This window comes from Halomonas shengliensis (assembly GCF_900104135.1).
GTDB lineage: Bacteria > Pseudomonadota > Gammaproteobacteria > Pseudomonadales > Halomonadaceae > Halomonas > Halomonas shengliensis.
This window is the reverse complement of the sequence record NZ_FNIV01000018.1, coordinates 1-24,733: the sequence shown is the minus strand read 5'-3', so window position 1 is coordinate 24,733 and position 24,733 is coordinate 1. Positions and strand designations below refer to the sequence as shown.

The 24,733-nt window shown below is 69.8% G+C and carries 22 protein-coding genes; 12 read left to right on the top strand and 10 right to left on the bottom strand.

The window, feature by feature from the left end; all coding sequences use genetic code 11:
- Positions 1-380: 380 nt before the first annotated feature.
- From BLP95_RS16520 to BLP95_RS16510, 3 genes are read right to left on the bottom strand one after another with little or no spacing between them, the layout of a single operon-like run.
- The gene (locus BLP95_RS16520) at positions 381-1,907 is read right to left on the bottom strand and encodes a tripartite tricarboxylate transporter permease (RefSeq protein WP_089681243.1); all 1,527 of its coding nucleotides are present in this window, start codon (positions 1,905-1,907) and stop codon (positions 381-383) included.
- The gene (locus BLP95_RS16515) at positions 1,907-2,362 is read right to left on the bottom strand and encodes a tripartite tricarboxylate transporter TctB family protein (protein ID WP_089681241.1); all 456 of its coding nucleotides are present in this window, start codon (positions 2,360-2,362) and stop codon (positions 1,907-1,909) included. The genes BLP95_RS16520 and BLP95_RS16515 overlap by 1 nt, the downstream gene beginning before the upstream one ends.
- Complete coding sequence (locus tag BLP95_RS16510) at positions 2,359-3,345, bottom strand: Bug family tripartite tricarboxylate transporter substrate binding protein (protein WP_089681239.1); 987 nt, start codon at positions 3,343-3,345, stop codon at positions 2,359-2,361. The genes BLP95_RS16515 and BLP95_RS16510 overlap by 4 nt, the downstream gene beginning before the upstream one ends.
- A gap of 204 nt (positions 3,346-3,549) precedes the next feature.
- Here BLP95_RS16510 and BLP95_RS16505 point away from each other — a divergent pair, with 204 nt between their 5' ends.
- From BLP95_RS16505 to BLP95_RS16490, 4 genes are read left to right on the top strand one after another with little or no spacing between them, the layout of a single operon-like run.
- Positions 3,550-4,155 (top strand): helix-turn-helix domain-containing protein, encoded by a 606-nt coding sequence (locus BLP95_RS16505; RefSeq protein WP_089681238.1) that lies wholly within the window; start codon positions 3,550-3,552, stop codon positions 4,153-4,155.
- Positions 4,152-4,817: a response regulator transcription factor gene (locus BLP95_RS16500; protein ID WP_089681236.1), complete on the top strand. Its 666-nt coding sequence runs from the start codon at positions 4,152-4,154 to the stop codon at positions 4,815-4,817. The genes BLP95_RS16505 and BLP95_RS16500 overlap by 4 nt, the downstream gene beginning before the upstream one ends.
- Complete coding sequence (locus BLP95_RS16495) at positions 4,814-6,187, top strand: sensor histidine kinase (protein ID WP_089681234.1); 1,374 nt, start codon at positions 4,814-4,816, stop codon at positions 6,185-6,187. The genes BLP95_RS16500 and BLP95_RS16495 overlap by 4 nt, the downstream gene beginning before the upstream one ends.
- Complete coding sequence (locus BLP95_RS16490; protein ID WP_089681232.1) at positions 6,184-7,284, top strand: ABC transporter substrate-binding protein; 1,101 nt, start codon at positions 6,184-6,186, stop codon at positions 7,282-7,284. The genes BLP95_RS16495 and BLP95_RS16490 overlap by 4 nt, the downstream gene beginning before the upstream one ends.
- On the opposite strand, the gene cobA is transcribed toward BLP95_RS16490, so the two are convergent.
- Both cobA and BLP95_RS16480 read right to left on the bottom strand, forming a co-directional pair.
- Positions 7,254-8,102: a uroporphyrinogen-III C-methyltransferase gene (cobA, locus tag BLP95_RS16485; protein WP_089681230.1), complete on the bottom strand. Its 849-nt coding sequence runs from the start codon at positions 8,100-8,102 to the stop codon at positions 7,254-7,256. The genes BLP95_RS16490 and cobA overlap by 31 nt on opposite strands.
- Before the next feature lie 32 nt (positions 8,103-8,134).
- Complete coding sequence (locus tag BLP95_RS16480) at positions 8,135-9,598, bottom strand: sodium-dependent transporter (protein ID WP_089681228.1); 1,464 nt, start codon at positions 9,596-9,598, stop codon at positions 8,135-8,137.
- Between the two features lie 127 nt (positions 9,599-9,725).
- Between BLP95_RS16480 and cfa the strand changes: the two genes are divergently transcribed.
- The 4 genes from cfa to BLP95_RS16460 all read left to right on the top strand — a co-directional run bounded on the left by cfa (position 9,726) and on the right by BLP95_RS16460 (position 14,281).
- Positions 9,726-10,877, top strand: a complete 1,152-nt coding sequence (gene cfa, locus BLP95_RS16475; protein WP_089681226.1) for a cyclopropane fatty acyl phospholipid synthase — start codon at positions 9,726-9,728, stop codon at positions 10,875-10,877.
- Positions 10,874-11,137, top strand: coding sequence for a class I SAM-dependent methyltransferase (locus tag BLP95_RS16470; RefSeq protein ID WP_245678793.1), 264 nt, complete (start codon positions 10,874-10,876; stop codon positions 11,135-11,137). Before cfa ends, BLP95_RS16470 begins: the two co-directional genes overlap by 4 nt.
- 192 nt (positions 11,138-11,329) lie before the next feature.
- Complete coding sequence (locus tag BLP95_RS16465) at positions 11,330-12,229, top strand: GGDEF domain-containing protein (RefSeq protein ID WP_245678792.1); 900 nt, start codon at positions 11,330-11,332, stop codon at positions 12,227-12,229.
- 81 nt (positions 12,230-12,310) lie between these two features.
- Positions 12,311-14,281 (top strand): RecQ family ATP-dependent DNA helicase, encoded by a 1,971-nt coding sequence (locus BLP95_RS16460; RefSeq protein ID WP_089681220.1) that lies wholly within the window; start codon positions 12,311-12,313, stop codon positions 14,279-14,281.
- Here the strand turns inward: BLP95_RS16460 and BLP95_RS16455 are convergent.
- Complete coding sequence (locus BLP95_RS16455; RefSeq protein ID WP_089681218.1) at positions 14,270-14,890, bottom strand: hypothetical protein; 621 nt, start codon at positions 14,888-14,890, stop codon at positions 14,270-14,272. The two genes, BLP95_RS16460 and BLP95_RS16455, sit on opposite strands and share 12 nt — an antisense overlap.
- A 161-nt stretch (positions 14,891-15,051) precedes the next feature.
- Here BLP95_RS16455 and BLP95_RS16450 point away from each other — a divergent pair, with 161 nt between their 5' ends.
- The 3 genes from BLP95_RS16450 (at position 15,052) to BLP95_RS16440 (ending at position 18,315) form a co-directional block, all read left to right on the top strand.
- A complete protein-coding gene (locus BLP95_RS16450; protein WP_023004775.1) occupies positions 15,052-15,390 on the top strand; it encodes a 4a-hydroxytetrahydrobiopterin dehydratase in 339 nt (112 codons plus the stop codon).
- Positions 15,391-16,578, top strand: coding sequence for an amino acid aminotransferase (locus tag BLP95_RS16445; protein ID WP_089681216.1), 1,188 nt, complete (start codon positions 15,391-15,393; stop codon positions 16,576-16,578). It abuts the gene before it with no gap.
- A 216-nt stretch (positions 16,579-16,794) separates the two neighbouring features.
- Entirely contained in the window at positions 16,795-18,315 is a 1,521-nt protein-coding gene (locus BLP95_RS16440; RefSeq protein WP_089681214.1) for a uracil permease, read from the top strand.
- An 84-nt stretch (positions 18,316-18,399) separates the two neighbouring features.
- Here BLP95_RS16440 and BLP95_RS16435 read toward each other — a convergent pair whose 3' ends face one another.
- The 4 genes from BLP95_RS16435 to BLP95_RS16420 all read right to left on the bottom strand — a co-directional run bounded on the left by BLP95_RS16435 (position 18,400) and on the right by BLP95_RS16420 (position 23,852).
- Positions 18,400-19,356: a Nudix family hydrolase gene (locus BLP95_RS16435; RefSeq protein ID WP_245678791.1), complete on the bottom strand. Its 957-nt coding sequence runs from the start codon at positions 19,354-19,356 to the stop codon at positions 18,400-18,402.
- A gap of 79 nt (positions 19,357-19,435) precedes the next feature.
- The gene (gene argJ, locus BLP95_RS16430) at positions 19,436-20,653 is read right to left on the bottom strand and encodes a bifunctional glutamate N-acetyltransferase/amino-acid acetyltransferase ArgJ (protein WP_089681211.1); all 1,218 of its coding nucleotides are present in this window, start codon (positions 20,651-20,653) and stop codon (positions 19,436-19,438) included.
- A gap of 36 nt (positions 20,654-20,689) precedes the next feature.
- Positions 20,690-23,431: a preprotein translocase subunit SecA gene (secA, locus tag BLP95_RS16425; protein ID WP_089681209.1), complete on the bottom strand. Its 2,742-nt coding sequence runs from the start codon at positions 23,429-23,431 to the stop codon at positions 20,690-20,692.
- A 58-nt stretch (positions 23,432-23,489) separates the two neighbouring features.
- On the bottom strand, positions 23,490-23,852 hold the full coding sequence (locus tag BLP95_RS16420) for a hypothetical protein (protein ID WP_023004781.1): 363 nt from the start codon (positions 23,850-23,852) through the stop codon (positions 23,490-23,492).
- Between the two features lie 96 nt (positions 23,853-23,948).
- Between BLP95_RS16420 and BLP95_RS16415 the strand changes: the two genes are divergently transcribed.
- A complete protein-coding gene (locus BLP95_RS16415) occupies positions 23,949-24,416 on the top strand; it encodes a DUF721 domain-containing protein (protein ID WP_031217559.1) in 468 nt (155 codons plus the stop codon).
- The last annotated feature ends 317 nt before the right edge of the window (positions 24,417-24,733 follow it).

Genomic DNA, 24,733 nt, shown 5'->3' with positions numbered 1-24,733 from the left:
ACCAGACCTCCCAGGGTAAGACGCGCGACCTTCCCGCTTATGCCTGTCGGATTTACGTCATGGCGATCCGTGCAAGTATCGGGCTTTGATGATGCTTGCCATCTCACCCCGCCATGCCGCCTCGTATCCGCTTCCTGTTCGTCAGGCCAGCGTTTTGCCTCGGGCTGCCTTCAGATTCCCCCTCGCGGGGGACACCCTTGCCGTCGGCTAGCACTTCCCCTTGCCGGGCGTGCAGGGGACTTTCACCCCCAAGTCATCCCGAGGCACCACCCTCGGGAACAGCGCCAGTCAGGCGCTGCGCGCCATGCCTGGCGCACAAGCTAAAAGGGGGCGCCGGATCGACCGGCGCCCCCGTTGGGCCCTTGCGTGGTGAGTGAGGGTCAATCGCCCTCGGGGCCCCCGGTACCGGTGGCCACCTTCATGCGCCGACGCAGCAGCGGGCCGACGATATAGGGCAGGATCAGTCCCAGGCCGGCGAACACCCAAAGGCCGATGGCCAGGCCACTGTCCCACAGGATGGTCCAGTCGCCGTCGGAGATGTCCATGGCGTGGCGCAGGTTCTTCTCCATCTCCGGCCCCAGCAGCAGCCCGAGGATGATCGGCACCAGCGGGATCTCCAGCTTGCGGAAGAGATACCCCGCCACGCCGAAGGCCACCATGAAGTAGAGGTCGAAGGTGGTGTTGCTGATCGAATAGATGCCCACGAAGGCGATCATGGTCACGATCGGCAGCAGGAACATCGGCGGCACCGAGAGCAGCTTCACGAAGATGCCCACCAGCGGGATGTTGAGCACCAGCAGCAGGAAGTTGCCGATCAGCAGTGCCGCGATCACGCCCCAGACGATGTCGGCGTTCTGGGTGAACATCAGCGGTCCGGGGGTGATGTTGAGCGAGATCAGCAGCGCCAGCAGCACCGCGGTGGTGCCGCTTCCCGGCACGCCCAGCGTCAGCATGGGCACCAGTGCCCCGCTGGAGGCGCCGTTGTTGCCCGCCTCGGGCCCGGCCACGCCGCGCGGGTCGCCCTCGCCGAAGTAGCCCTTCTTGCCCACCACCTTCTTCTCCAGGGTGTAGCCGATGAAGCTGCCGAGCGAGGCGCCGGCACCGGGCAGTACCCCGGCGATGAAGCCCAGCACGCCGCCGCGGATGCTCGACGGCATGATGCCCTTGATGTCGGCCCACTTGAGCGACAGCTTGTTGACGCTCATCTTCTCCTTGCCGCCCCCGGCCTTCTCCTCGATGAAGAACAGCAGCTCGGAGATGGCGAACAGGCCGACGATGGCGATGATGAAGTCCACCCCCTCGTAGAGCTCGAGCACGCCGAAGGTGTAGCGCTGCACCCCGGTGTTGTCGATGCCCACGGTGGCGATCATCAGGCCGATGCAGGCCGCCACCACCGTCTTCATGGGGTTCTTGCCGGTGATGCCGCCCAGGGTGGCGAAGGCCAGCAGGAAGAGCGCGAAGTACTCCGCCGGCCCGAAGGTCAGGGCGAACTTCGCCAGCAGCGGCGCCAGCAGGATCAGCCCGATGGTGGCGATGAGGCTGCCCATGAAGGAGGCCACGGCGGAGATCGCCAGGGCCTCGGCAGCCTTGCCCTGCCGGGCCATGGGATAGCCGTCCAGGCAGGTCATCATCGCCGGCTCGTCACCGGGGATATTGAGCAGGATCGAGGAGATGCGCCCGCCATACATGGCGCCTGCATAGACCGCGGTCAGCATGATCAGCGCAGTCTCCGGGGCCAGACCCAGGGTGAAGGCCAGCGGGATCAGGATCGCTACGCCATTGGCCGGCCCTAGCCCCGGCAGGGCGCCGATCAGGGTGCCCAGGAAGGCGCCCAGCAGGGCGAACATCAGGTTGTGCGGGGCCAGCGCCACCCCGAAGCCGTCGATCAGATAGCCGAGGGTCTCCATCAGCTCACCTCCAGGAAGGACAGCACGCCCATCGGCAGCGCCAGGTCAAGGGCGAAGTTGAAGAGCAGGAACACCGCCACCCCGGCGAGCGCGCCAGTGACGAAGGCCCTGAGCGGGGCGCTGCCCATGCGCCAGCACAGGGTCCCCACCGCCAGGGTGGTGCTGAGGATGAAGCCCAGCGGCTGCAGCAGGGCCGCGTAGCACACCAGCACCACCACGGCGATCACCAGCTCAACGCCGGTCCGGCTCCAGGGCCAGGCGTTGTCCGGGTCCGGTCGCACGATGAGGTAGAGGCTGGAGAGCACGAGCACCACCGACAGCAGCAGCGGGAAGGTCTCGGGACCCACCGCCTCGCTGCCGCCGAAGGGGGCAGGGAGCTGGGTGGCGCCCCAGCCGTACGCGACGGCCAGGGCAATCAGCAGGATACCGAAGATGCGATCGTTCATGGTGCTCATTGGATCAGGCCGATGTCCTTGGAGAGCTGCTCGATATCGGCGATCTGCTCCTTGACGAAGGTCTCGAATTCGCCCGCGGTCATGTGGAAGGGCATCAGGCCGTTGCTGGTCATCAGCTCCTTCCACTCCTCGCTCTCGTAGACGGTATCCATGGCGTCGATCCAGTACTGGCGAGCCTCATCGGAGATCTCGGCCGGCATGTAGAAGCCGCGCCAGTTGGGGCCCAGCGCCTCGATACCCTGCTCGGTGGCGGTGGGGATATGATTGAAGTCCCCCGGCAGGCGCTCTTCCGCAAGGACTGCGAGCACGCGCAGGTCACCGGAATCCATGAAGCCCTGGGCCTCGGAGATATCGCCGGTGAAGGCATCGACGTGGCCGCCGACGACCTGGGTCATGGCCTCGCCGCCGTTGTTGTAGGAGAGATACGGAATACGCGGCAGCTCGTCGACGCCGGCCGCGTCTGCCGCGATCAGCACCTTGAGATGATCCCAGCCACCCTTGGCGCTGCCACCGGCGAACTTCACGCTACGCGGGTCCTCGTCGATGGCCTCCATCAGCGCCGGCAGATCCTCGTACTCTGAGTCGGCGGCCACGGCGATCACTCCGTAGTCGGCACCCAGCGCCCCGATCCAGTTGACCATGTCGGCGGTCATCCCCGGGAACTGGCCCTGGGCCAGGCGGGTGGTGGTGGCGGTGGAGGCGGCCACCAGTAGCTGCTCGTCACCGGCGCGCTTGCTGACCACGTGGGCATAGGCCACCCCGCCACCGGCACCGGCCATGTTGAGGGTCTGGACGTTGCCCGGCACCAGGTCCAGCGTCTGGAGCACGTTGCCGACGCTGCGGCAGGTGAAGTCCCAGCCGCCGCCGGGATCGGAGGGCGCGATGCACTCCACCTTGCCCTGGGGCTCGAAGGCCATGGCGTTTCCGGCACCGACCGTGAGGGCGGCGACGGCGATAAGCGTGAGCGGCGTCTTGGTCGACATGGAGGGTCTCCTCGTCTTGTTGTCTCGAAGGCCGGCAGCAAAGGGCGCTTGCCGGAGGCTGTCATCTGCCTTACAATTCTGTAAGGCAGAACTACGTTCTTCAGGATGGAAAGCTAGAGGGCGACTCGCGGCCCGTCAACGCCGCGCGTCCCAATTGCGACCAAAGTTCGAGACGGGGACCTGCCCCGGGGGAGTCCATCGCCTATGGCCCAGGATCGCGTGGAGGCCGTGGAGCGCGCCTTGACGGTACTGGAGGCCTTCGACGCCGACCGGCCGGCCCTGAGCCTCGCCGAGCTGGCCCAGGCCACCGGCTTCTATAAGAGCACCCTGCTGCGCCTGCTGGGGTCGCTTTCACGCTTCGACTATGTGCGCCGCGATGCCGACGGCCGCTGGCAGCTGGGCGAGACCCCCGCGCGCCTGGCACGGCGCCAGGACCCCTCCCGCCTGCTCGCCGCTCGCGTCCAGCCGCTCCTCGAGCGCCTGGCGGCCCGCCTCGGGGAGACCGCCTCACTGCTGGAGCGGGTCGGCGAGGCCGTCGAGTGCCGGCTGGCGGCACTGCCCGCCAGCGCCCTACGCCATGACCTGCGCCCGGGAACCCGCTGGCGGGTCGCCGGCGATGGTTCGCCCTGCCCCACCCTGGCGGGCGGTGTCATGGTCATCCACCCCCTGCCGGGGACGCCCCCACGCTGGCTGGCGCTCTCCGGACCCAAGGGGCGCCTGGCGATGGCCGAGTCCACCGATGCCCTCGCCGAGGTCGCCGCGGAACTCACGGCGACGAGCCAGCCCGCTGCCCGGGAGGCACTGCCATGAGGCTGCTGCTGGTGGAGGACGATGCCCTGCTGGCCGACTCGCTGCTCACGCTGCTGCGCGCAGAGGGGCACCAGGTGGAACACCTGGCCGACGGCGACGCCGCGCTGGCGCGACTGGCCTCCCCCGGCCACGGCGTGGACCTGCTGCTGCTCGACCTCAACCTGCCCGGCGCCGGGGGTCTCACGGTGCTGGAGGCGCTGCGCCGCCACGACCGCGAGACGCCGGTGCTGGTGCTCACCGCGCGTGGCGCCGTGGAGGATCGTGTGCGCGGCCTGGACCTCGGTGCCGACGACTACCTAGGCAAGCCCTTCGCCCTGGACGTGCTGGAGGCCCGGGTGCGTGCCCTGCTGCGACGCCACGCCCGTACCGCCCGTCTCGTGCTGGGCCCCCTCGAGCTCGATGCCGCAACCCTCGGCTTCACCCTGGATGGCGAGCCCTTCCCGCTGCCGCCGCGGGAGCAGCGACTGCTGGCCTGCCTGCTGCGCCACGCCGGGGAGCCGGTGGAGAAGGCCCGTCTCGTCGAGGAGGCCTTCGGCGGCGATCCCATGGGCGACAACGCCATCGAGGTCACCGTGCACCGGCTACGCAAGCGCCTGCCCGCGGGCAGGCTGGCGCTCAGGACGGTGCGTGGCCTCGGCTACCTGCTGGAGGCGGAGGGATGAGGGTCGCCCACAGCCTCTACGGGCGCCTGCTGGCCTGGCTGGCCCTGCCGTTGCTGAGCCTGGGGGCCCTGCTGCTGCTGCAGGCGGGGTGGCAGGCCAAGGCCACCGCCGATCGCGCCCATGACCGCCTGCTGGATGCCGCCAGCCTGGCCATCGCCGAACAGGTGCAGTGGCAGGATGGCCGACTGTGGCTCGACCTGCCCCCCGCCGCCCTGGAGATGCTGGCGGGGGACGCCGAGGAGCGCGTCTTCTACAGCCTGGTGGACCAGCAGGGGCGCCACATCACCGGTAACGCCGAGCTGCCCGCCCACCCCGGGGCCGATGCCGAGAGCGGCGACACCCTGCTCTATCGCGACCTCGAGTGGCAGGGGCTGGCGCTGCGCCAGGGGGTACGCCGCTCGCGGCTGGAGGACTGGCGCAACCGGGAGCGCTTCGAGGTGCGGGTCGCCCACACCCGCGAGGGGCGCGACGCCCTGCGCCAGGCGCTGCTGCGGGGCAACCTGGCCGGCATCCTGGGCATGGGGGCGCTGGCGGTGGCGAGCCTGCTGCTGGCGGTACGGGCGGCGCTCAAGCCGTTGACCCGGTTGCGCCACGCCATCCGCGCTCGGGACCCGCGCACCCTTGTTCCCCTCGAGCTCAGCCTGCCACGGGAGCTCGCCGAGCTGCGCGAGGCACTCAACGAGCTACTGGTGCGCATGCGCCGGGTACGCGCCAACCAGGAGCGCTTCATCGGCGACGCCTCTCACCAGCTGCGCACGCCCCTGGCGGGCATCTCCGCCCGGGCCGAGCTGGCCCTGCGCGACACCGACCCCGAGGCGTGGCGCGATGCCCTCACCACCATCCAGGCCACCAGCGAACGCACCGCGCGGCTGGCCATGCAGCTGCTCTCGCTGACCCGGCTCGACAACCCCGAATACCAGGCCACGCATCGGCCCCTGGACCTCAACGCCTGTGTGCGCCGGGCGGTGCGCGACCACTGGACGAGCTGCCGCCAGGCGGGCGTCGACCTCGGCGCCGAGTGCGCCGAGGGTGAGGTGGCGGTGAACGGCACCGAGTGGCAGCTCGAGGAGGCGCTGGCCAACCTGATCGACAACGCCCGACGCTATGGCGCGCGACGGATCACCCTGGCGACGCTCCGTTCGCCGCCACGGCTGGTGGTGGAGGATGACGGCCCGGGCATCGCCCCGGAGCGTCGCCTGCTGGCGCTACGGCCCTTCCATCGCGGCCGCGACGACGGTGAGGGCTCCGGGCTGGGGCTGGCCATCGTCGATGGTATCGCCCGCACCCATAGAGCGCGCCTCACCCTCGACGCGGGCGCAGAGGGAGGCGGGCTGCGGGTCGAGCTGCGCTTTGCGGAGCCCAGCCCATGACACCCCGCCGCCTCGCCCGTCTGACCGCCCTGATCGCGCTCTGGGTGCTGTCGGCCTTGGCCCACGCCCAGCAGAGCCTGCACCTGCCCGCCGCCGAGGGTGCCGGAACGCCCCGTCCGCTGGTCATCCATGCCGCCCTCGACCTGCCCCAGGCACGGCCCCTGCTGGCGGCCTTCCAGCGCCGCCATCCCGAGGTCGCGGTGACCTATCACAACCTCACCACCCTTGACCTGCATGAGCGCTTCCTCGCCCACCCCGACGCGGCCGACGTGGTGATCTCCTCCGCCATGCCCTGGCAGTTCGCCCTGGCCAACGCCGGCCACGCCCGTCCGCTGGGTGGCCATATCACCGACGCCTGGCCGGCCTGGGCGCGCTGGCGCGACGAGTTGGTGGCCTTCACCTTCGAGCCCATCGTCATGGTGGTCCACCAAGAGCTCACCAACATCGCCGAGGTGCCGCGCAACCATGCCGAGCTGCTGACGTTGTTAGAAGAACGTCGCGAAGCGCTCACCGGGCGCGTGGCCACCTATGACCCGGTGGTGAGCGGGGTCGGCCGCACCTACGCCATGGAGGAGTCGCGACTGTCGCCGCGCTACTGGGACCTGGTGGCCGCGCTGGGCGCCGCCGAGGCGAAGCTGGTCGCCACCACCGGGGAGATGCTCGACGGCCTGGAGGATGGGAGCCTGCTGATCGGCTACAACCTGCTGGGCAGCTACGCGCTGCCACGGGTGGAGGCGCACCCGGACCTCGCGCTGGTGGTGCCCGACGACTACGCCCTGGTGACCCAGCGCGTCGCCTTCGTGCCCCGCCAGGCGCCCCACCCGGAGACCGGCACCCGCTTCGTCGCCTTTCTGCTGAGTGAGGCGGGGCAGCGTGTGATCGCCAAGCAGACCTCACTTGGCGCCCTGCACCCCGGGGTCACGGGACCGGGGAGCGCCGCCGCGCTGCGCAAGCGCCTTGAGGACGCCCTGCGCCCTCCGGGGCTCGGGCCCGGCCTGCTCGCCGGGCTCGACCGCCTCAAGCGCCAGGCGCTGCTGGCCCGCTGGCGACGCGAGTTCCGGCGCGCTCAGCCGTCGGCGCCGTCTACGGCGGAGTGACCGGGGCGGCGCTCGGCGGTCTCCCACCCCCGTGAGCCGGCATCCGTCGGGGTGAACCAGGCGAGGCGCTCATGCAGCGCTACCACGCCGCCGACGATGATCAGGGTGGGCGGCTTTACGCTGACCCCCGCCAGGCGCTCGGGCAGGGTGGCGAGGGTCGCGCGATGGACCCGCTGGCGGGCGGTGGTGCCCTGCTCGACCAGCGCCACCGGGGTCTCCCCGGCCAGCCCATGCTCGATCAGCCGGCGACAGATCTCGGGCAGGCCATGCAGCCCCATGTAGAAGACCAGGGTCTGCCCCGGGCTCGCCAGGGCCGGCCAGTCGAGGTCGGTGCTGCCGTTGCGCAGGTGGCCGGTGATGAAGCGCACCGACTGGGCGTGGTCGCGGTGGGTCAGCGGGATGCCGGCGTAGGCAGCGCAGCCGGAGGCGGCGGTGATGCCGGGCACCACCTCCACCTCGATGCCAGCCGCCGCCAGGGTCTCGAGCTCCTCGCCACCGCGCCCGAAGATGAAGGGGTCGCCGCCCTTGAGGCGCACCACCCGCAGGCCCTGGCGCGCCCAGTCGACCAGTGCCTGGTTGATCTCCGCCTGGGGCAGGCTGTGGTCGGAGCGCGCCTTGCCGACATAGAGACGCCGTGCGGCGGGGTTGGCCAGCGCCAGCACCTCCTGGCTTACCAGCCGGTCATGCAGGATCACCTCCGCCGCCTCCAGGCGCTTGAGCGCCCTTAGGGTCAGCAGCTCCGGGTCCCCGGGGCCGGCGCCCACCAGGCTGACACGCCCGGGCACCGGGCTGGCAGGCGAGACAACGTCATCGATCATGGGGTCGCTCCTCCTCGCAGCGGGTCAGGGGGTCAGGTGCGCTGGCGCAGGGTGCGGCCCAGCCGCGGGCTCACCAGCTCGCCGGCCAGAGTCAGGACCAGCAGAAGCCCCAGCAACCAGGGCCAGTGATCGGCGAAGGCCACCTCCACCAGGCCCAGGGCGTCGACGAACACCACCAGGATGCCCAGTGGGCTGACGTAGCGCACCATGAACAGCCACAGCGCGTGCCACCCGGCGGTGAGCCCGAGCTCCTCACGCAGCGGCGCCCCGCGCAGCACGAAGCCCGCCAGCAGCGCCATGCCCAGGCCACCCAGCGGCATCAGCCAGCGCGAGGTGAGGTAGTCGAGCCAGTCGAAGAGGTGCCGGCCAGCCAGGGTCCAGTCGGCGCCGAGGTTGAACGAGAGCATCGCCAGGGTGCTGATGACCCACAACACGCTGCCCGCCCCCCAGGCCGCGGCGGGACGGCTCAGGCCGTGGCGGTCGCAGAGCCAGGAGACGGTCGCCTCGACCATGGAGATCGCCGAGGTGAGCGCCGCCATGGAGAGCATGGCGAAGAACAGCACCCCGAACAGGGTGCCCAGCGGCATGGCCTGGAAGGCCAGCGGCAGGCTCATGAAGATCAGCCCCGGCCCCTCCCCCGGATCCATGCCGTTGGCGAAGATCGCCGGGAAGATCGCCAGCCCCGCCATCAGCGCCACCAGGGTGTCGGCCACCGCCACCGTCAGGGAGGTGCGCACGATGGAGGCCCCGGCGGGCAGGTAGCTGCCATAGGTGAGGATGGCGCCGGAGGCCAGCGACAGGGTGAAGAAGGCGTGCCCCAGGGCCGCCAGCAGCCCCTCGCCCGAGAGCGAGCCGGCATCGAAGACGAACAGGAAGCGCAAGGCCGCACCGAAGCCGCCGGAGAAGAGGCCGTAGACGATCAGCACCAGCAGCATCACCACCATGCCGGGCATCATCCAGCCCACGCTTTTCTCGATGCCCGCCTGGACCCCCTTGCCGACGATCACCATGGTGGCCACCGTCACCAGGGTGCTCCACAGCCCCAGGTTCCAGGGGCTGGCATTGTTGGCCGCGAAGATAGCCACCATGTCCTCGACGCTGCCCCCGGCCAGGCCGCCGCTGAGCATCTTCCACAGGTAGGCGAAGGACCAACCGGCCACCACCACGTAGAAACACAGGATCAGGAAGCCGCACAGCATCGCCATCCAGCCCAGCAGCGACCAGGCCCCGCTACGCCCCGACTCCGCCACCACCCGACGTACCGCATCCACGGGGCTGCCGCGGCCGCGGCGCCCCAGGGCGATCTCGGCCATCATCACCGGCACCCCCACCGCCAGGATGCAGGCCAGGTAGACCAGCACGAAGGCCCCGCCGCCGTACTCGCCGGTCATGTAGGGGAACTTCCAGATGTTGCCCAGGCCCACCGCCGAGCCGGTGGCCGCCAGAACGAAGCCCCAGCGGCCGAGCCACTGGGTGCGGGGTTGCGTCGTCGTCATGTCTGTCCCGTGGTGTCGCATGGTGCCCTCGCCGCCGGCGAGCAAAGCCGCGTATTGTGCCGGATTTTTCCCTCGCTGGCAGGCTCGTCTATGCTCAATACGCAAGCGATTGGAGACGGAGCCCGCCATGACCAGTGATACGCGCATCGGCCCCATCGCCCTGCCCGACACCCGCGCCTGTCGGGTGGTGGAGGAGCTGCTCGACGGCTCCGGCGTCGCCCTCAACGGCGATGCCCCCCACGACCTGAGGGTCTATCACCCCGACTTCTTCTCGAGGGTGCTGCACCAGGGCACCCTGGGGCTCGGCGAGGCCTACATGGACGGCTGGTGGGAGTGCGAGCGCATCGACGAGCTGGCCTGCCGCCTGCTGCGCCACGGCCTCGGCGAACGCGCCCACACTCCCTCGGAGCGGCTGATGTATCGCCTGCAGGCCGGCTTCTTCAACCTGCAGAGCAAGGCACGGGCCTACATCGTCGGGGAGGCCCACTACGACCTCGGCAACGACCTCTTCGAACGCATGCTCGACCCCACCATGTGCTACTCCTGCGGCTACTGGAAGGAGGCCCGGACCCTGCACCAGGCCCAGCGCGCCAAGCTGGAGCTGGCCTGCCGCAAGCTCGAACTGGGCCCGGGGATGCGCGTGCTGGACATCGGCTGCGGCTGGGGCAGCTTCGCCGAACACGCCGCGCGCCACCACGGCGTGGAGGTGGTCGGCATCACCATCTCCCGGGAACAGGCCACGCTGGCCCGGGAACGCTGCGCAGGGCTTCCGGTGAGCATCGAGCTCCAGGACTACCGCGACCTCGAGGGCACCTTCGACCGCATCGTCTCCATCGGCATGTTCGAGCATGTGGGCCACCGCAACTACCCCGCCTACTTCGCCACCGTGGAACGGCTGCTGGCGGCCGACGGGCTCTTCCTGCTGCACACCATTGGCTCCAACCACTCCGAGATCACCGCCGACCCCTGGATCAACAAGTACATCTTCCCCAACGGGGTGCTGCCGTCGGCGATGCAGATCGCCGAGGCCAGCGAGCCGCATCTGCTGATGGAAGACTGGCAGAACTTCGGACCGGATTACGATAAGACCCTGATGGCCTGGCTGGCCAACGTCGATGCCCACTGGCCGGAGATCGCCCACCGCTACAGCGAGCGTACCCGGCGCATGTTCCGCTACTACCTAGCCGTTTGCGCCGGCGCCTTCCGCGCCCGCCACCTGCAGCTTTGGCAGGTGGCCTTCTCCCGCGACCGCGCCCAGCGCTATGATGCGCCGCGGTGAAGCGTGCTGCGCCTGCTGATGGAAGACTGGCGCTGGACACGACCTGGGTCGACCCGGACCACCACCGCACCCTGATGACCTGGCTGGCCAACGTCGATGCCTACTGGCCGGAGATCGCCCACCGCTACAGCGAGCGTACCCGGCGCATGTTCCGCTACTACCTTGCCGTCTGCGCCGGCGCCTTCCGCGCCCGCCACCTGCAGCTGTGGCAGGTGGCCTTCTCCCGCGACCGCGCCCAGCGCTATGATGCGCCGCGCTGATGATGCCCATCCCCTGACATGGATCAGGAAACGATGAATTGTCGGCGATCACCTACATCCTCTGACGGAGATCCGTCAACGAACGGCGGGCCGGAATCGGGGTAGACTAGGAGGATGGCCGGCCGCAGAGCCGCGCCCACCATAACCAGAACATCACCTGTACGCAGCAGGAACTGACAAGAAGGAACCCGCATGACGTCGACGACTGTCATGCCGGGCGGGAGGGATGCTGACGCCACGGCCATCGACCGACTCCCCGGGGTCGTCTTCCAGCTGCACCGCAGCCATGACGGGCGGCTACATTTCCCCTTCCTGGCCGGTGGCGGTGTTCGTCTGATCGGTATCGCCCCCGAGCGACTCGCCGAGGATGCCCGCCCCGCCCTGGACCGCCTGGTCGAGGAGGACTACCCGCGCCTGATGGCGGCGCTGGAGCGTTCCATGCGCTGGAAGACCCCGGTGAGCACCCGCTTCCGGCTGCCCCTCAAGGGGCGCGGCGTGCGCTGGATCGCCCTGCGCGCACAGCCCACCCCCGCCGACGACGGCGTGCTGTGGCACGGCATGCTGATGGATATCTCCGAGCAGGTGGCGGAGGAAGCGCGCCTGCGCCGCCTCTCCGACACCGACGACCTCACCGGCGTCGCCAACCGCCGGCGCCTGATGGCGCGCCTGGAGGAGGCGGTCTCCCTGAGCAACCGCCACGCCACCCCGCTGTCGCTGATGATCCTCGACATCGACCACTTCAAGGGCATCAACGACACCCACGGCCACCTGCAGGGAGACGAGGTGCTGCGCGAGGTGGCGCGGCTCTGCCAGGCGATGCTGCGCGAGGAGGACCTGGTGGCACGCATGGGCGGCGAGGAGTTCGCCCTGCTGCTTCCGCTGACACCCAAGCGTCGCGCCCTGACCCTGGCACAGCGGCTGTGCGGCGCGATCGCCGGGCACGACTTCGGCGTGGAGCGCCCCATCACGGTAAGCATCGGCATCGCCGAGCATCGCATCGGCGAAGGGGCACGCCAGCTGATCGCACGTGCCGACCACCGGCTCTACGCCGCCAAGGACGACGGCCGCAACCGCGCCCTGGCGGACGCCTGAACCCAAGGTGAGGCGGCGCGAGGAAGACAGTCGCGACCAGGGCGCCTATACTGGACATCCATCCATATCAAGCACCCCGCTATGATCGACGAGACCCTGCTGCGCGTCTTCGGCTACGCCGACTTCCGCCCCGGCCAGCGCCCGGTGATCGAGGCGGTGGTGGCGGGCCGCTCGGCCGCGGCGATCTTCCCCACCGGCTCCGGGAAGTCGCTCTGCTACCAGCTCCCCGCCCTGCACCTGCCCCACCTCACCCTGGTGATCTCGCCACTGCTGGCGCTGATGCAGGACCAGCTCGCCTTCCTCGAGCGACACGGCATCCCCGCGGCCAGCATCGACTCCGGGCAGAGTCGCGAGGAGGCGGCCGCGGTGATGGCCGGGGTCGAGCGCGGCGAGATCCGCATCCTGATGATCTCGGTGGAGCGCCTCAAGAACGAACGCTTCCGCGCCTTCATCCGCCGGGTGCCGATCTCGCTGATGGTGGTGGACGAGGCCCACTGCATCTCCGAGTGGGGCCATAACTTCCGTCCTGACTACCTGAAGCTCCCCGACTACCAGCGCGAGTTCGGCATCCCCCAGGCGCTACTGCTCACCGCCACCGCCACCCCACGGGTGATCGACGACATGCGCGAACGCTTCACCATCGCGGCCGCCGATGTCACCGCCACCGGCTTCTACCGGGAAAACCTCGACCTGACGGTCGCCCCGGTGGCCGCCGAGGCCCGTCCCCGCGCCCTGGCCGCCTGGCTAAAGGCGCGACGCGGCGCGGCCCCCTTCCCCACCATCGTCTACGTCACACTGCAGCAGACCGCCGAGCGCCTGGCCGCCTACCTGGGCAAGGCCGGCATCCCCGCCACCGCCTATCACGCGGGGCTCGAGGCCGACAAGCGCGAGGCGATCCAGCATGACTTCATGGACGGCAGGTGCGACTGCATCGTCGCCACCATCGCCTTCGGCATGGGCATCGACAAGGCCGACATCCGCGCCGTGGTGCACTTCGACCTGCCCAAGTCCATCGAGAACTACAGCCAGGAGATCGGCCGCGCGGGCCGCGACGGGGCCCGCTCCGAGTGCCTGATGCTGGCCGGGCGCGACACTCTCGGTGTGCTGGAGACCTTCGTCTACGGCGACACCCCGGAGCACCACGGCATCCGCCGGGTGGTCGACGAGCTGCTCGCCGCCGGGACGCGCTGGGAGCTGAGCCTGAACGCCCTCGCCCAGCACGCCAACATCCGCCCGCTGCCGCTCAAGACCCTGCTGGTACAGCTGGAGCTGCGCGGCATCCTGCGCCCGCACCACGCCTACTTCGCCGACTACCGCTTCAAGCTCAACGAGGCACCCGAGGCACTGGTGGCACGCTTCCAGGGCGAACGCCAGGCCTTCGTCCAGGCGATCCTGGATGCCGCGCGCAAGGCGCGCACCTGGCACGAGCTGGACTTCGCGGCCCTGGAGGCGCTGGGCCGGGAGCGGGGTCTCGATACCCGCCGCGGCCGGGTGATCACCGCCCTGGACTACTTCGTCGACAAGGGCTGGATGGAGCTGCAGAGCCGCCAGCTCACTGAGGTCTACGAGGTGAGGCGCGCCGACCTCGACCCGGAGGCGCTGACCGGGGAGCTCCACGGCTACTTCCGCGACAAGGAGGCCGCCGAGATCGAGAGGCTGCACGCCATGCTCGCGCTCTTCGAGAGCGAGGGCTGCCTGAGCCGCCGCCTGGCCGAATGGTTCGGCGACGACCGCGCCCCCGAGCGGTGCGGCCACTGCTCGGCCTGCCGCGGCCAGCCCGCCCGGCTGCCGCCGGGGCCCGAGCCGCCCTCCCTGGCGGCCCGGCGGCCCGAGGCGCTGCTCGGCGACCTACGGGCACGTCTGGCCGAGCAGGGCGAGGGACATCCCGCTACGCCGGACCTACTGGCCCGTTTCCTGTGCGGCATCACCACGCCGCTGTTCACCCGCCTCAAGGCACGCCGGCTGCCGGGCTTCGGCGCCCTCGAGGGCACCCCCTACGCCGAGGTGCGCGAGTGGCTGGCCGCGCATGGCGCGAGCGATTCAGCCCAGTAGCCCCCGGCGCTGCAGGGCGCGCGTCAGCAGGTGAACCGGAAGGTAGAGCAGCAGCGGCCAGAGGCCCATCAGGGCGACCAGGTAGAGCAGCGGGTCCACCAGCTCCTGGGGCTCGCTGCCGAAGGGGCCCCGGGTCCAGTTGATGTTGCGCTGGGCCTCGGTGAGCAGGAAGCTGGCCGGGATCACCAGCCAGGTGAGCCCCGTCTGCCAGGCCAGGGCACGCGGCTCGTAGCCCAGTCGCCATACGCAGAGCCCTGCCACCGCAGGCAGGATCAGGTGGTAGAGGGAGAGCAGCCGGGTGAGCAGCGGCTCGTCGCCGTCGAACATGTACTCGGTGCCGCCGATGGGGTGCCAGCCGGTCAGCGCCGCGGTGCCCACGTCCAGCGCCCAGAGCGAGCCGACCAGGGCCACCGCCAGCCACTGCATGGAGAGCAGCAGGCGGCTCTCCCGCCACAGCCCCACCAGGAGCAGGAAGTTGGCCAGGTTGCACAGCCAGAAGTAGTTCTGGGGGCCCAGCAGCACCCAGAAGGTGGGCGCCCAGCCGGCGATCCACGCCGTGAAGGCGAGCTTCAGCCAGAGGGGGAGCCGCTGGCGCCTGTGGTCCGACATGCCGCTCTCCTGGTTCAGCCTGCCTGCGCCTGCCGGCGTTGCCCGGTGCCACCCGGCTATCCTGTCGAGCATGGCAGCTCGCGCCGCCGGCCTCCAGCGCTTGACGCCTCGCCGTCACTGCACGACCTTTCGGGGTGAACCCCCCGACCGAGGAGACCCGCATGAGCCAGCTCTCTCAACAAGCCTGCGAGGCCTGCCGCGTCGGCGCCCCGACGGTCACCGAGGAAGAGAAGCAGTCGCTCGGCGCCGAGGTGCCCGAGTGGCAGATCGTCGAGCGCGATGGCATCATGAAGCTTGAACGAACCTTCACGTTCAAGGATTTCGTGCAGGCCCTGGACTTCACCCATCGCGTCGGCGAACTCGCCGAAGAGGCCGACCACCACCCCGCGATCCTGACCGAGTACGGCAAGGTGACCGTGACCTGGTGGTCCCACAAGATCAAGGGCCTGCACAGGAATGACTTCATTCTTGCCGCCAGAACCGACGAGGTAGCGAAATAAATGTTCGAACACATTGAGCGGGTTCCCGGGGACGCCATCCTCGGTCTGATCGAGGCCTTCAAGCAGGACACCAACCCGCAGAAGGTCGATCTCGGCGTCGGCGTCTACAAGGACGCCCAGGGCAACACCCCGGTGATGCGCGCCGTCAAGGAGGCCGAGGCCCTGCTGCTCAAGAACGAGACCACCAAGACCTACATCGGCTCCCACGGGGCGCCGGAGTACGGCGCGGTGATCCTGCCCATGGTGCTCGGCGAGGGCTCGCCGGTGCTCGAGGCCGGCCGCGCCAGCGCTACCCAGTCCCCCGGCGGCACCGGCGCCCTGCGCCTGGCGGCGGACTTCATCGCCAAGCAGCTGCCCGGCAAGGGCATCTGGGTCTCCGACCCCACCTGGCCCAACCACCACGGCATCTTCACCGCCGCGGGCATCGCGCTGCACAAGTACCCCTACGTGGATGCCGAGAACCGCCTCGACTTCGACGGCATGCTCGCCGCCCTCAAACAGATCCCCGAGGGCGACGTGGTGGTGCTGCACGCCTGCTGTCACAACCCCACCGGCTTCGACCTCTCCCGCGAGCAGTGGCAGACGGTGCTCGAGGTGCTCCGTGAGCGCAACCTGCTGCCGCTGGTGGACTTCGCCTACCAGGGCTTCGGCGAAGGCCTGGACGAGGACGCCTACGGGGTACGCCTGCTGGCCGAGAACCTCGACGAGGTGATCATCACCAGCTCCTGCTCCAAGAACTTCGGCATCTACTGCGAACGCACCGGCTGCCTGATCATGGTGGCCAAGGACGCCGAGCAGATGGAGAACGTGCGCTCCCAGATCGCCATCGTGGCCCGCGAGAACTACTCCAACCCGCCGGCCCACGGCGGCGCCATCGTCAGCGAGATCCTGCACTCCGCGGAGCTCGCCGCCCTCTGGCGCGAGGAGCTCACCGAGATGCGCGACCGCATCAACACCCTGCGCCGCGACTTCGTCGAGGCCCTCAAGCCCTACGGCCTGGACCAGAAGTATGCGCATATCGCCGAGCAGCGCGGCATGTTCAGCTACACCGGCCTGACGCCCGAGCAGGTCGACCGCCTGCGCGACGAGTTCGGCATCTACATGGTGCGCTCCGGCCGCGCCAACGTGGCGGGCTTCTCCCACGAGAACCTGCCCTACCTGGCCAAGGCCGTCGCCGCGGTCAACTGATCGCCGCCCTGCCAGCCAGCCACGACGCCCGGGCCCTGCCCGGGCGTCGCCGTTTCGGGTAGAATGCCCGCCCTCCAGAGACATCGATCCATCGCCGCCGGGGCCCGGGGCGCCGCGTGGCGCCCGTGGAACAGGACCAGTTGACCGATCAGTCAGGTATCGACCAGACTGCCAGTCGGCCTTGTTCCAATAATCCGACAACCAAGAGGCACACCCATGGCGGCTCCCTCCCGGCACCCCCAGGTGCACTACCCCTGGTACAAGAAGGAGGACACCGACGCCTTCTTCGCGCTGTTCCAGAACAACATCGCCAACTTCGTGATCATCGCCATCACCATGCTCGGCATGGAGTTCCCGGCGTCGATCGTCTTCGGCCAGGTGCTGCCCGGCGCCGCCGTGGCGGTGATGGTGGGCAACTTCTACTACGCCTGGAGCGCGGCGCGCCTGGCCCGCAAGGAGAACCGCGCCGACGTCACCGCCCTCTCCTACGGCATCTCGACCCCGGTGATGTTCGTCTTCCTGTTCGGCGTGCTGCTGCCGGCCAAGCAGCTCACCGGCGACGCCGAGCTGGCCTGGAAGGTGGCGGTGGCCGCCTGCTTCATCAGCGGCGCCATCGAGGCGGTGATCAGCCTGATCGGCCGCTGGGTGCAGTACCATCTGCCGCGGGCGGCGATGCTCGGCGCCGTGGCCGGGGTGGCGCTCACCTTCATCGCCGGCGAGATGCTGTTCAAGACCCTGGAGATGCCGGTGATCGGCCTGCTGGTGCTGGCGATCATCATCGTCGGCCTGGTGGCCCGGGTGGCCATGCCCTTCCGCCTGCCCACCTCGCTGTTCGCCATCGTGGTGGGCACCGCCATGGCCTATCTGATCGGCGACGCCGGCGGCGAGCGCTTCAGCGACGCCTTCACCCACCTGGGCTTCTACCCGCTGCTGCCCAATCTGGCCTGGCTCGAGGGGCTGGGGCTGCTGTTCACCGGCATGCTGGCTGTGCTCACCGTGGTGCTGCCGATCACCCTCTACAATGCCATCGAGACCATGAACAACGTCGAGGCCATGGAGGCCGCCGGCGACAAATACGACGTGCGCGAGTGCCAGGCGGTGGACGGCGTGGGCACCATGCTCGGCGCGCTGTTCGGCGGGGTCTTCCCGACCACGGTCTACATCGCCACCGTGGGTGCCAAGTGGATGGGCGCCGGGCGCGGCTACAGCCTCCTCAACGGTGCCGTCTACGCGGCGGCCACCATGTTCGGGCTGATCGCCGCGCTGGCCGCCGTCATCCCGGTCTCGGTGGTGGCGCCGATCCTGGTGTTCGTGGGCATGTCGATGATCGCCACCGCCTTCCAGAGCAACGACACCCGCTACTACCCGGCGGTGGCGCTGGCCATGCTGCCCTACTTCGCCAACTACGTGATGACACGCTTCAACCGCGCCGCCGAGGAGACGGTAAGCGGGATCTCCGCGGGGGTGGTGCCCCTGGGCCAGGGGGCCATGTTCACGGCGATCTTCATCGGCGCCATGACCGTGGCGGTGATCGACCACCAGTTCCGGCGTGCCGCGGCCTTCGCCGCGGTGGCGGCCGGCTTCGCCTTCGTGGGGCTGATGCACGCCCCCGAGCTCGCCCTCAACGCCGCCTGGGACTACACCCTGGGCTACCTGGTGATGGGGGCGCTGTTCCTCTACTTCGCCTGGCAGGAAGGGCGCCGGGCGGCCACCGCACTTGGCAACCCGCCGCGCTGAGCGCCGCAGGGCCTAGCGACAACGACGCGCCCCGCCATTTGGCGGGGCGCGTCGTTCAGGGCCCGGGCGACGCCCGGCGCGGCCTCACTTCCAGAAGTCGCGGATCGAGGCGACCCCCTGCGCCCCCACGGCGCGGGCGTGGTTGGCGTCATGGCGGGTCATGCCGCCCAGCGCGAAGACCGGCATGGCGGCCCGTTCCACCAGCTGCTGGAAGTCGTGCCAGCCCACCGGCGCCACGTCGGGATGCGACGGCGTGGTGCGAAGCGGCGACAGGGTGACGAAGTCACACCCCAGCCGGCCGGCGTGGTCGAGCTGGCGGCGGTCGTGGGTGGAGGCGGAGAGCCACTTGCCCTCGGCGATGGGGCGCCGCTCCAGCTGCATCAGGCGCTCACTGGTCAGTTGGATGCCGTCGGCATCGATGGCCTCGAGAAGCTCGGGCTCGCCGTTGAGCAGCAGGCGGGCGCCGTGCTCCCGACAGAGCGACAGTGCCGCCTGGGCGCGCTCGCGATAGGCGGCCTCGTCGAGGGCCTTGGCACGCAGCTGGACCAGGCGCACGCCATCCTCCACCAGGGCGCGCTCGAGGCGCGTGGCGAAGCGCGCCTCGTCCTCCTCTTCGCCGGTGATCAGGTACTCGGTGGGCAGCATCACCGCGCGCAGGATCGGCAGGTTGGCCGCCGGGAAGGGGTAGTTGACCAGCTCGTCCATGGGCACCCAGCGCACCGCCTGCCCCTCGCGCCCGAAGGGCTCGCCGGAGAAGTCGTGCACCTGCCAGACATCGAGCAGGATGTGCTTGTCGGGGTACTCGTGGTGGATGCGGATCAGCGGCTGGGCGCGCTGGATCTCCACGCCGAGCTCCTCGTGCAGCTCGCGTCGAAGGCCGCCCAGGCCCGTCTCGTAGGGCGCCAGCTTGCCGCCGGGGAACTCCCAGAGGCCGCCATGATCGACGTTGCTGGGCCGGCGCGCGATGAGTACCTCGCGGCCGTCGGCGCTGATGATGGCGGCGGCCGCCACATGCACCCTTCTCTTCACCATTGCGTTCATTACCCTTTCCAACGTGTTCGCGCCCGCAGGCACGGAGGTCTGTGTCCGGTTGCGTCTGGTTCGCCGTGCTCGTCCTGGCTCAGCTGCGGTAGTCGGCGTTGATGCTGACGTAGTCGTGGGAGAGGTCGTTGGTCCACACCGTGGCACTCGCCTCGCCGCGGCCGAGGTCGATGCGGATCAGGATCTCCTCCCGGGCCATCACCGCGCTGCCCGCCGCCTCGGTGTAGCCCGGGGCGCGGCCGCCCTGCTCCACCAGGCGCACCTCGCCCAGGTCGATGGTCACCCGGTCGACATCGAACGCCTCCACCGGCGCGCGCCCCACCGCGGCGAGGATGCGCCCCCAGTTGGCGTCCGAGGCGTAGAGCGCCGTCTTGACCAACGGCGAGTTGGCCACGGTGAAGGCCACATCCAGCGCCTCGCGGCGCGTGGTGGCCCCCTCGACCTGCAGGGTGACGAACTTGGTGGCGCCCTCGCCGTCGCGGATGATTGCCTGGGCCAGCTCCGTCATCACCCGCACCAGGCCGTTGCGGAAGACGGTGATCGCCTCATCCCCCTCCACCGTCGGGCCACGCCCGGTGCTGATCAGCATGCAGGCATCGTTGGTGGAGGTATCGCCGTCCACGGTGATGCAGTTGAAGGAGCGCTCGACGGTCTCGCGCAGCAGCGCGTCGAGCAGCCCCTGCTCGAGGGTGGCATCGGTGGCCACGAAGGCCAGCATGGTGGCCATGTTGGGCTGGATCATCCCCGAGCCCTTGGCGATGCCGTTGACGGTCACCGTCTCGCCGGCGATCTCCAGGGTGACGCTGGCCCCCTTGGCGCGGGTGTCGGTGGTCAGGATCCCCTCCCCGGCCTGGCGCCAGGCCGTGGCGCCCTCGCCCAGGCCCCGCAGGGCGGCCGGCAGCCCGGCCAGCAGCCGCTCCATGGGCAGCGGCTCGCCGATCACCCCGGTGGAGAAGGGCAGCACGGCCTCGGCGGGCACGCCAGCCAGCCGGGCCAGTTCCTCACAGGTGGCGCGGGCGTCACGCAGCCCCGTCTCGCCGGTGCCGGCGTTGGCGTTGCCGGTGTTGATCACCAGATAGCGCGGCGCCTCGCCGCTGGCGAGGTGCTCGCGGGCCACCGTCACCGGCGCGGCGCAGAAGGCGTTGCGGGTGAAGGTCCCGGCCATGCGGGCGCCCGCGGGCGCCTCGATCACCACCAGGTCGCGGCGGCCCGGCTTCTTGATGCCCGCCATGGCGGTACCCAGCCGTACGCCGGCAATGGCCGGCATCTCGGGAAAGGTTGCGTCACCCACTGCCATCGTCTCGTCTCCTCTGGGGTTGGCCGAAGGCCCGGTTCAACTCAGCTTGCCGCAGCACTGCTTGTACTTCTTGCCGGAGCCGCAGGGGCAGGGATCGTTGCGCCCCACCTTGGGCCCCTCGCGACGCAGCGGACGGCCGTCGGCGCCCGGCGGCGTCGCCTGTTCGCCTGCCTCCTCGCGGGAGGCGGCCTCGGGCGCGTCGTGGCGGCTGGCCGCGCTGGCCTTCTCGCGCTCCAGGGCCTCGCGACGCTGGCGCTCCAGCGCCTCGACCTCCTCGGGCTTGCGCACCTGCACATGGCTGAGGATGCGCGTCACGTCGGCCTTGATGTTGGTCAGCAGGCCCTGGAACAGCTCGAAGGCCTCGCGCTTGTACTCCTGTTTGGGGTTCTTCTGGGCGTAGCCCCGCAGGTGGATGCCCCGGCGCAGGTGGTCCATGGACTGCAGGTGCTCCTTCCAGCGGGTATCCAGCACCTGCAGCATCACCTGCTTCTCGAAACGGCGCATCAGTTCGGCGCCGGCCTGCTCCACCTTGGCCTCGTAGGCCTCGCGGTGCAGGGTCTGCAGGCGCTCGCGCAGCTGCTCCTCGTGGAAGCGCTCGTCCTCCTCGACCCACTGCACCACGGGCGCATCGAGGTTGAACTCGGCGCGCAGGTGATCCTCGAGACCGGCCAGGTCCCACTGCTCGGGCAGGCTCTGGGGCGGCACATAGTCGCTGATGGCGAGCTCAAGTACCTCCTCGCGGATGCCGGCGACGGCCTCGCTGACCTCCTCGGCGGCCAGGATCTCGTTGCGCTGCTCGTAGATCACACGACGCTGGTCGTTGGCCACGTCGTCGTACTCGAGCAGCTGCTTGCGGATATCGAAGTTGCGGCTCTCGACCTTCTTCTGGGCGCGCTCCACGGCGTTGGAGACCATCTTGTGCTCGATCGCCTCACCGTGCTCCAAGCCCAGCGCCTTCATCATGCGCTGGACCCGGTCGGAGCCGAACAGGCGCATCAGGTTGTCCTCCAGCGACAGGAAGAAGCGGGTCGAACCCGGATCGCCCTGGCGGCCGGCACGGCCGCGCAGCTGGTTGTCGATGCGCCGCGACTCGTGGCGCTCGGAGCCGACCACGTGCAGCCCGCCGGCGGCCAGCACCGCCTCGTGGCGCTCGCGCCACTCGGCCTTGAGACGCTCGATCTGGGCCTCGGAGGGGTTCTCCAGCTTGGCGGCCTCGGCCTCCCAGTTGCCGCCCAGCACGATGTCGGTGCCGCGACCGGCCATGTTGGTGGCGATGGTGATGGCCCCGGGGCGCCCCGCCTGGGCGATGATCTCCGCCTCGCTCTGGTGCTGCTTGGCGTTGAGCACGTTGAAGCTCATCCCGGCACGCTTCATCAGGTTGGCCAGATACTCGGAGGTCTCGATGGAGGCGGTACCCACCAGCACCGGACGGCCTGCCGCGGTCTCGGCCTTGACGTCCTCGATGATCGCCTCGAACTTCTCCTCGGCGGTTAGGTAGACCAGGTCGTTGAGGTCGCGGCGGATCAGCGGCTTGTTGGTGGGGATCACCACCACGTCGAGGCCGTAGATCTGGCGGAACTCGAAGGCCTCGGTGTCGGCGGTGCCGGTCATGCCCGCGAGCTTGTCGTAGAGGCGGAAGTAGTTCTGGAAGGTGGTGGAGGCGAGCGTCTGGCTCTCGCGCTGAACCGTGACCCCCTCCTTGGCCTCCACCGCCTGGTGCAGGCCCTCGGACCAGCGCCGTCCGGGCATGGTGCGCCCGGTGTGCTCGTCGACGATCACCACCTGGCCGTCGCTGACGATGTAGTCGACGTCCTTGTGGTAGAGGTGGCGGGCGCGCAGCGCGGAGTGCATGTGCTGCAGCAGGTTGAGGTTCTGGGCGGCGTAGAGAGAGTCCTCCTCGCCCAGCAGTCCCTGCTCGCGCATCAGGCCCTCCACCTTGTGGTGGCCGCTCTCGGTGATCTCCACCTGCTTGTGCTTCTCGTCCAGGGTGAAGTCACCGTCTACCGGCGCGTCGGCGTCTTCCGACACCTCGCCCCGAACAAGATGCACCGCCAGGCGGTCCACCACCTTGTAGAGCTCGGTGTTCTCGTCCACCGCCCCGGAGATGATCAGCGGGGTGCGCGCCTCGTCGATCAGGATGGAGTCCACCTCGTCGACGATGGCGTAGGCGAGCCGGCGCTGGACCTTGTCCTCCAGCGAGAAGGCCATGTTGTCGCGCAGGTAGTCGAAGCCGAACTCGTTGTTGGTGCCGTAGGTGATGTCGCAGCCGTAGGCGGTGCGCTTCTCCTCGGGAGTCTGGCCGGCGTAGATCACGCCGACGCTGAGGCCCAGGGCCTCATAGAGGGGACGCATCCACTGGGCGTCGCGGCGCGCCAGGTAGTCGTTGACCGTGACCACGTGGACGCCTTCGCCCGGCAGGGCGTTGAGGTAGACCGCCAGGGTCGCCACCAGGGTCTTGCCCTCGCCGGTCTTCATCTCGGCGATGCGGCCGGTGTGCAGGGTGATACCGCCGATCAGCTGCACATCGAAGTGGCGCATGCCCATCACGCGTTTGCTCGCCTCGCGCACCGTGGCGAAGGCCTCGGGCAGCAAGGCATCGAGGCTCTCGCCGGCCTCGAGGCGCTCACGGAAGGCCGGGGTACGGGCCGCGAGGGCTGCGTCGTCGAGGCCCTCGAGCTCCCCTTCCAGGGCATTGATGCGCTCGACCTGGCGGCCCATGCGCTTGACTTCACGGTCGTTCTTGGAGCCGACGACCTTGCGTAACAGGGTGTTGATCATGAGGTGTCCGTTATCCGCGTGTGGCATCGTGCCGGCCGCTCCTGGCGGTCGGCGAGGTTCAGATCGAGAATGCCCACACCGCTGGCGGACCACGGCGGGTAAGGACGTCATGGGCGGCGGTGGCCCGCGGCACCGGCGCTCGTGGACGCGGCAGCGGCCTCGGATGCGCCGGCGAGGCGAGCCGCGGCCAGCGGCGCCGGGCGCGGCGGCGCGCCTGCAGCCGCGAGGAGGCGCGGATCAGCGCCGGGGCGAGGATGCAGATCGGCGCCAGGCGCTCGACCTGACGCACCAGCTCCGCCTGGGGCAGCCCGGCGGGGAGCAGGCAACCCACCAGCAGGCCGGCCAGCCACCAGCGCGCCTGCCGCCGCGGCGAGGCGGGTCGCGCGGCGGTAGCGGGCGAAGGGGTGACGGTCTCGGCCATGCTGTCGAGGGGCTCTCCGGCGTGCTAGTCTGGCGGGCGCTTGCGTCCCGACGCGTTCATCGTCCGACCCGCCCGTGCGGGTAGAGAGACAAGCCCATGAGTATAAAGGTTAAGCGCTTTCGCGCCCAGCCCATGTCCCGGCTGCTGGAGGGACGCGGCGAGCTCGGCTCGCTGATGCGCACCGCGCAGCTGATCGAACGCGCCCAGGCACACCTGCGCGCCGGCCTGCCCGAGGAGCTGGCCAGCCATCTTCACGTGGGCGGGTATCGCGACGGCCGCCTCACCCTGATCGCCGACGGCGCCGCCTGGCTGACCCGGCTGCGCTACGAGCAGCCGCGCCTGCTGGAGCGCCTGCACGAGCTACCGGGCTTCGAGGCGGTGCAGGGCTTCACCCTCAAGGTACGGCCGGTTCGCCCCGCCCGGGCGCCACTGCGCCAGGTGCGGCGGCTGCCCGCCCGCGCCGGCGACGAGCTCTCCAGCTGCGCGGCCGACATCGAGGACCCGCGGCTGCGCCAGGCGCTGGAGCGGCTCGCCGCCCATGCCGAGCGAGAGGAGCCGTCGTAAGCTGGAAGCGCGGCATAATCGGGTAGGGTCCGGGGTCACCCCCGGAGCCCTCCCACACCACCGGGCATACGGTTCCGTACCACGGCGGTTCACGAAGAACGGCTAAGCCCTCTTACCGTATCCAGCACCGAGATTAACCCACGCTGAGCGAACCAGCGGTTGGGCAAGGCGTGGCGCAGGTGCAGCGCACCCGCATTCCACCAAGGGCCTCGCCCGTTTACCGATGATTTCCAGGCGCGCTGTGGATCTAGGCCCAGCGCCAGGAGCTTACGACACCGGGTTCGCGGACGTTTCCATTGCCGCCAGATCACATCGCG

What these genes read in the sequence shown, in the direction of transcription:
- BLP95_RS16495 (WP_089681234.1), top strand. Translation starts at nt 4,814, where the DNA reads ATGAGGGTCGCCCACAGCCTCTACGGGCGCCTGCTGGCCTGGCTGGCC.
- BLP95_RS16505 (WP_089681238.1), top strand. Translation starts at nt 3,550, where the DNA reads ATGGCCCAGGATCGCGTGGAGGCCGTGGAGCGCGCCTTGACGGTACTG.
- BLP95_RS16415 (WP_031217559.1), top strand. Translation starts at nt 23,949, where the DNA reads ATGAGTATAAAGGTTAAGCGCTTTCGCGCCCAGCCCATGTCCCGGCTG.
- cfa (WP_089681226.1), top strand. Translation starts at nt 9,726, where the DNA reads ATGACCAGTGATACGCGCATCGGCCCCATCGCCCTGCCCGACACCCGC.
- BLP95_RS16445 (WP_089681216.1), top strand. Translation starts at nt 15,391, where the DNA reads ATGTTCGAACACATTGAGCGGGTTCCCGGGGACGCCATCCTCGGTCTG.
- BLP95_RS16440 (WP_089681214.1), top strand. Translation starts at nt 16,795, where the DNA reads ATGGCGGCTCCCTCCCGGCACCCCCAGGTGCACTACCCCTGGTACAAG.
- BLP95_RS16510 (WP_089681239.1), bottom strand. Translation starts at nt 3,345, where the DNA reads ATGTCGACCAAGACGCCGCTCACGCTTATCGCCGTCGCCGCCCTCACG.
- cobA (WP_089681230.1), bottom strand. Translation starts at nt 8,102, where the DNA reads ATGATCGATGACGTTGTCTCGCCTGCCAGCCCGGTGCCCGGGCGTGTC.
- BLP95_RS16515 (WP_089681241.1), bottom strand. Translation starts at nt 2,362, where the DNA reads ATGAGCACCATGAACGATCGCATCTTCGGTATCCTGCTGATTGCCCTG.
- BLP95_RS16465 (WP_245678792.1), top strand. Translation starts at nt 11,330, where the DNA reads ATGACGTCGACGACTGTCATGCCGGGCGGGAGGGATGCTGACGCCACG.
- argJ (WP_089681211.1), bottom strand. Translation starts at nt 20,653, where the DNA reads ATGGCAGTGGGTGACGCAACCTTTCCCGAGATGCCGGCCATTGCCGGC.
- BLP95_RS16460 (WP_089681220.1), top strand. Translation starts at nt 12,311, where the DNA reads ATGATCGACGAGACCCTGCTGCGCGTCTTCGGCTACGCCGACTTCCGC.
- secA (WP_089681209.1), bottom strand. Translation starts at nt 23,431, where the DNA reads ATGATCAACACCCTGTTACGCAAGGTCGTCGGCTCCAAGAACGACCGT.
- BLP95_RS16455 (WP_089681218.1), bottom strand. Translation starts at nt 14,890, where the DNA reads ATGTCGGACCACAGGCGCCAGCGGCTCCCCCTCTGGCTGAAGCTCGCC.
- BLP95_RS16420 (WP_023004781.1), bottom strand. Translation starts at nt 23,852, where the DNA reads ATGGCCGAGACCGTCACCCCTTCGCCCGCTACCGCCGCGCGACCCGCC.
- BLP95_RS16520 (WP_089681243.1), bottom strand. Translation starts at nt 1,907, where the DNA reads ATGGAGACCCTCGGCTATCTGATCGACGGCTTCGGGGTGGCGCTGGCC.
- BLP95_RS16480 (WP_089681228.1), bottom strand. Translation starts at nt 9,598, where the DNA reads ATGACGACGACGCAACCCCGCACCCAGTGGCTCGGCCGCTGGGGCTTC.
- BLP95_RS16450 (WP_023004775.1), top strand. Translation starts at nt 15,052, where the DNA reads ATGAGCCAGCTCTCTCAACAAGCCTGCGAGGCCTGCCGCGTCGGCGCC.
- BLP95_RS16500 (WP_089681236.1), top strand. Translation starts at nt 4,152, where the DNA reads ATGAGGCTGCTGCTGGTGGAGGACGATGCCCTGCTGGCCGACTCGCTG.
- BLP95_RS16435 (WP_245678791.1), bottom strand. Translation starts at nt 19,356, where the DNA reads ATGAACGCAATGGTGAAGAGAAGGGTGCATGTGGCGGCCGCCGCCATC.
- BLP95_RS16490 (WP_089681232.1), top strand. Translation starts at nt 6,184, where the DNA reads ATGACACCCCGCCGCCTCGCCCGTCTGACCGCCCTGATCGCGCTCTGG.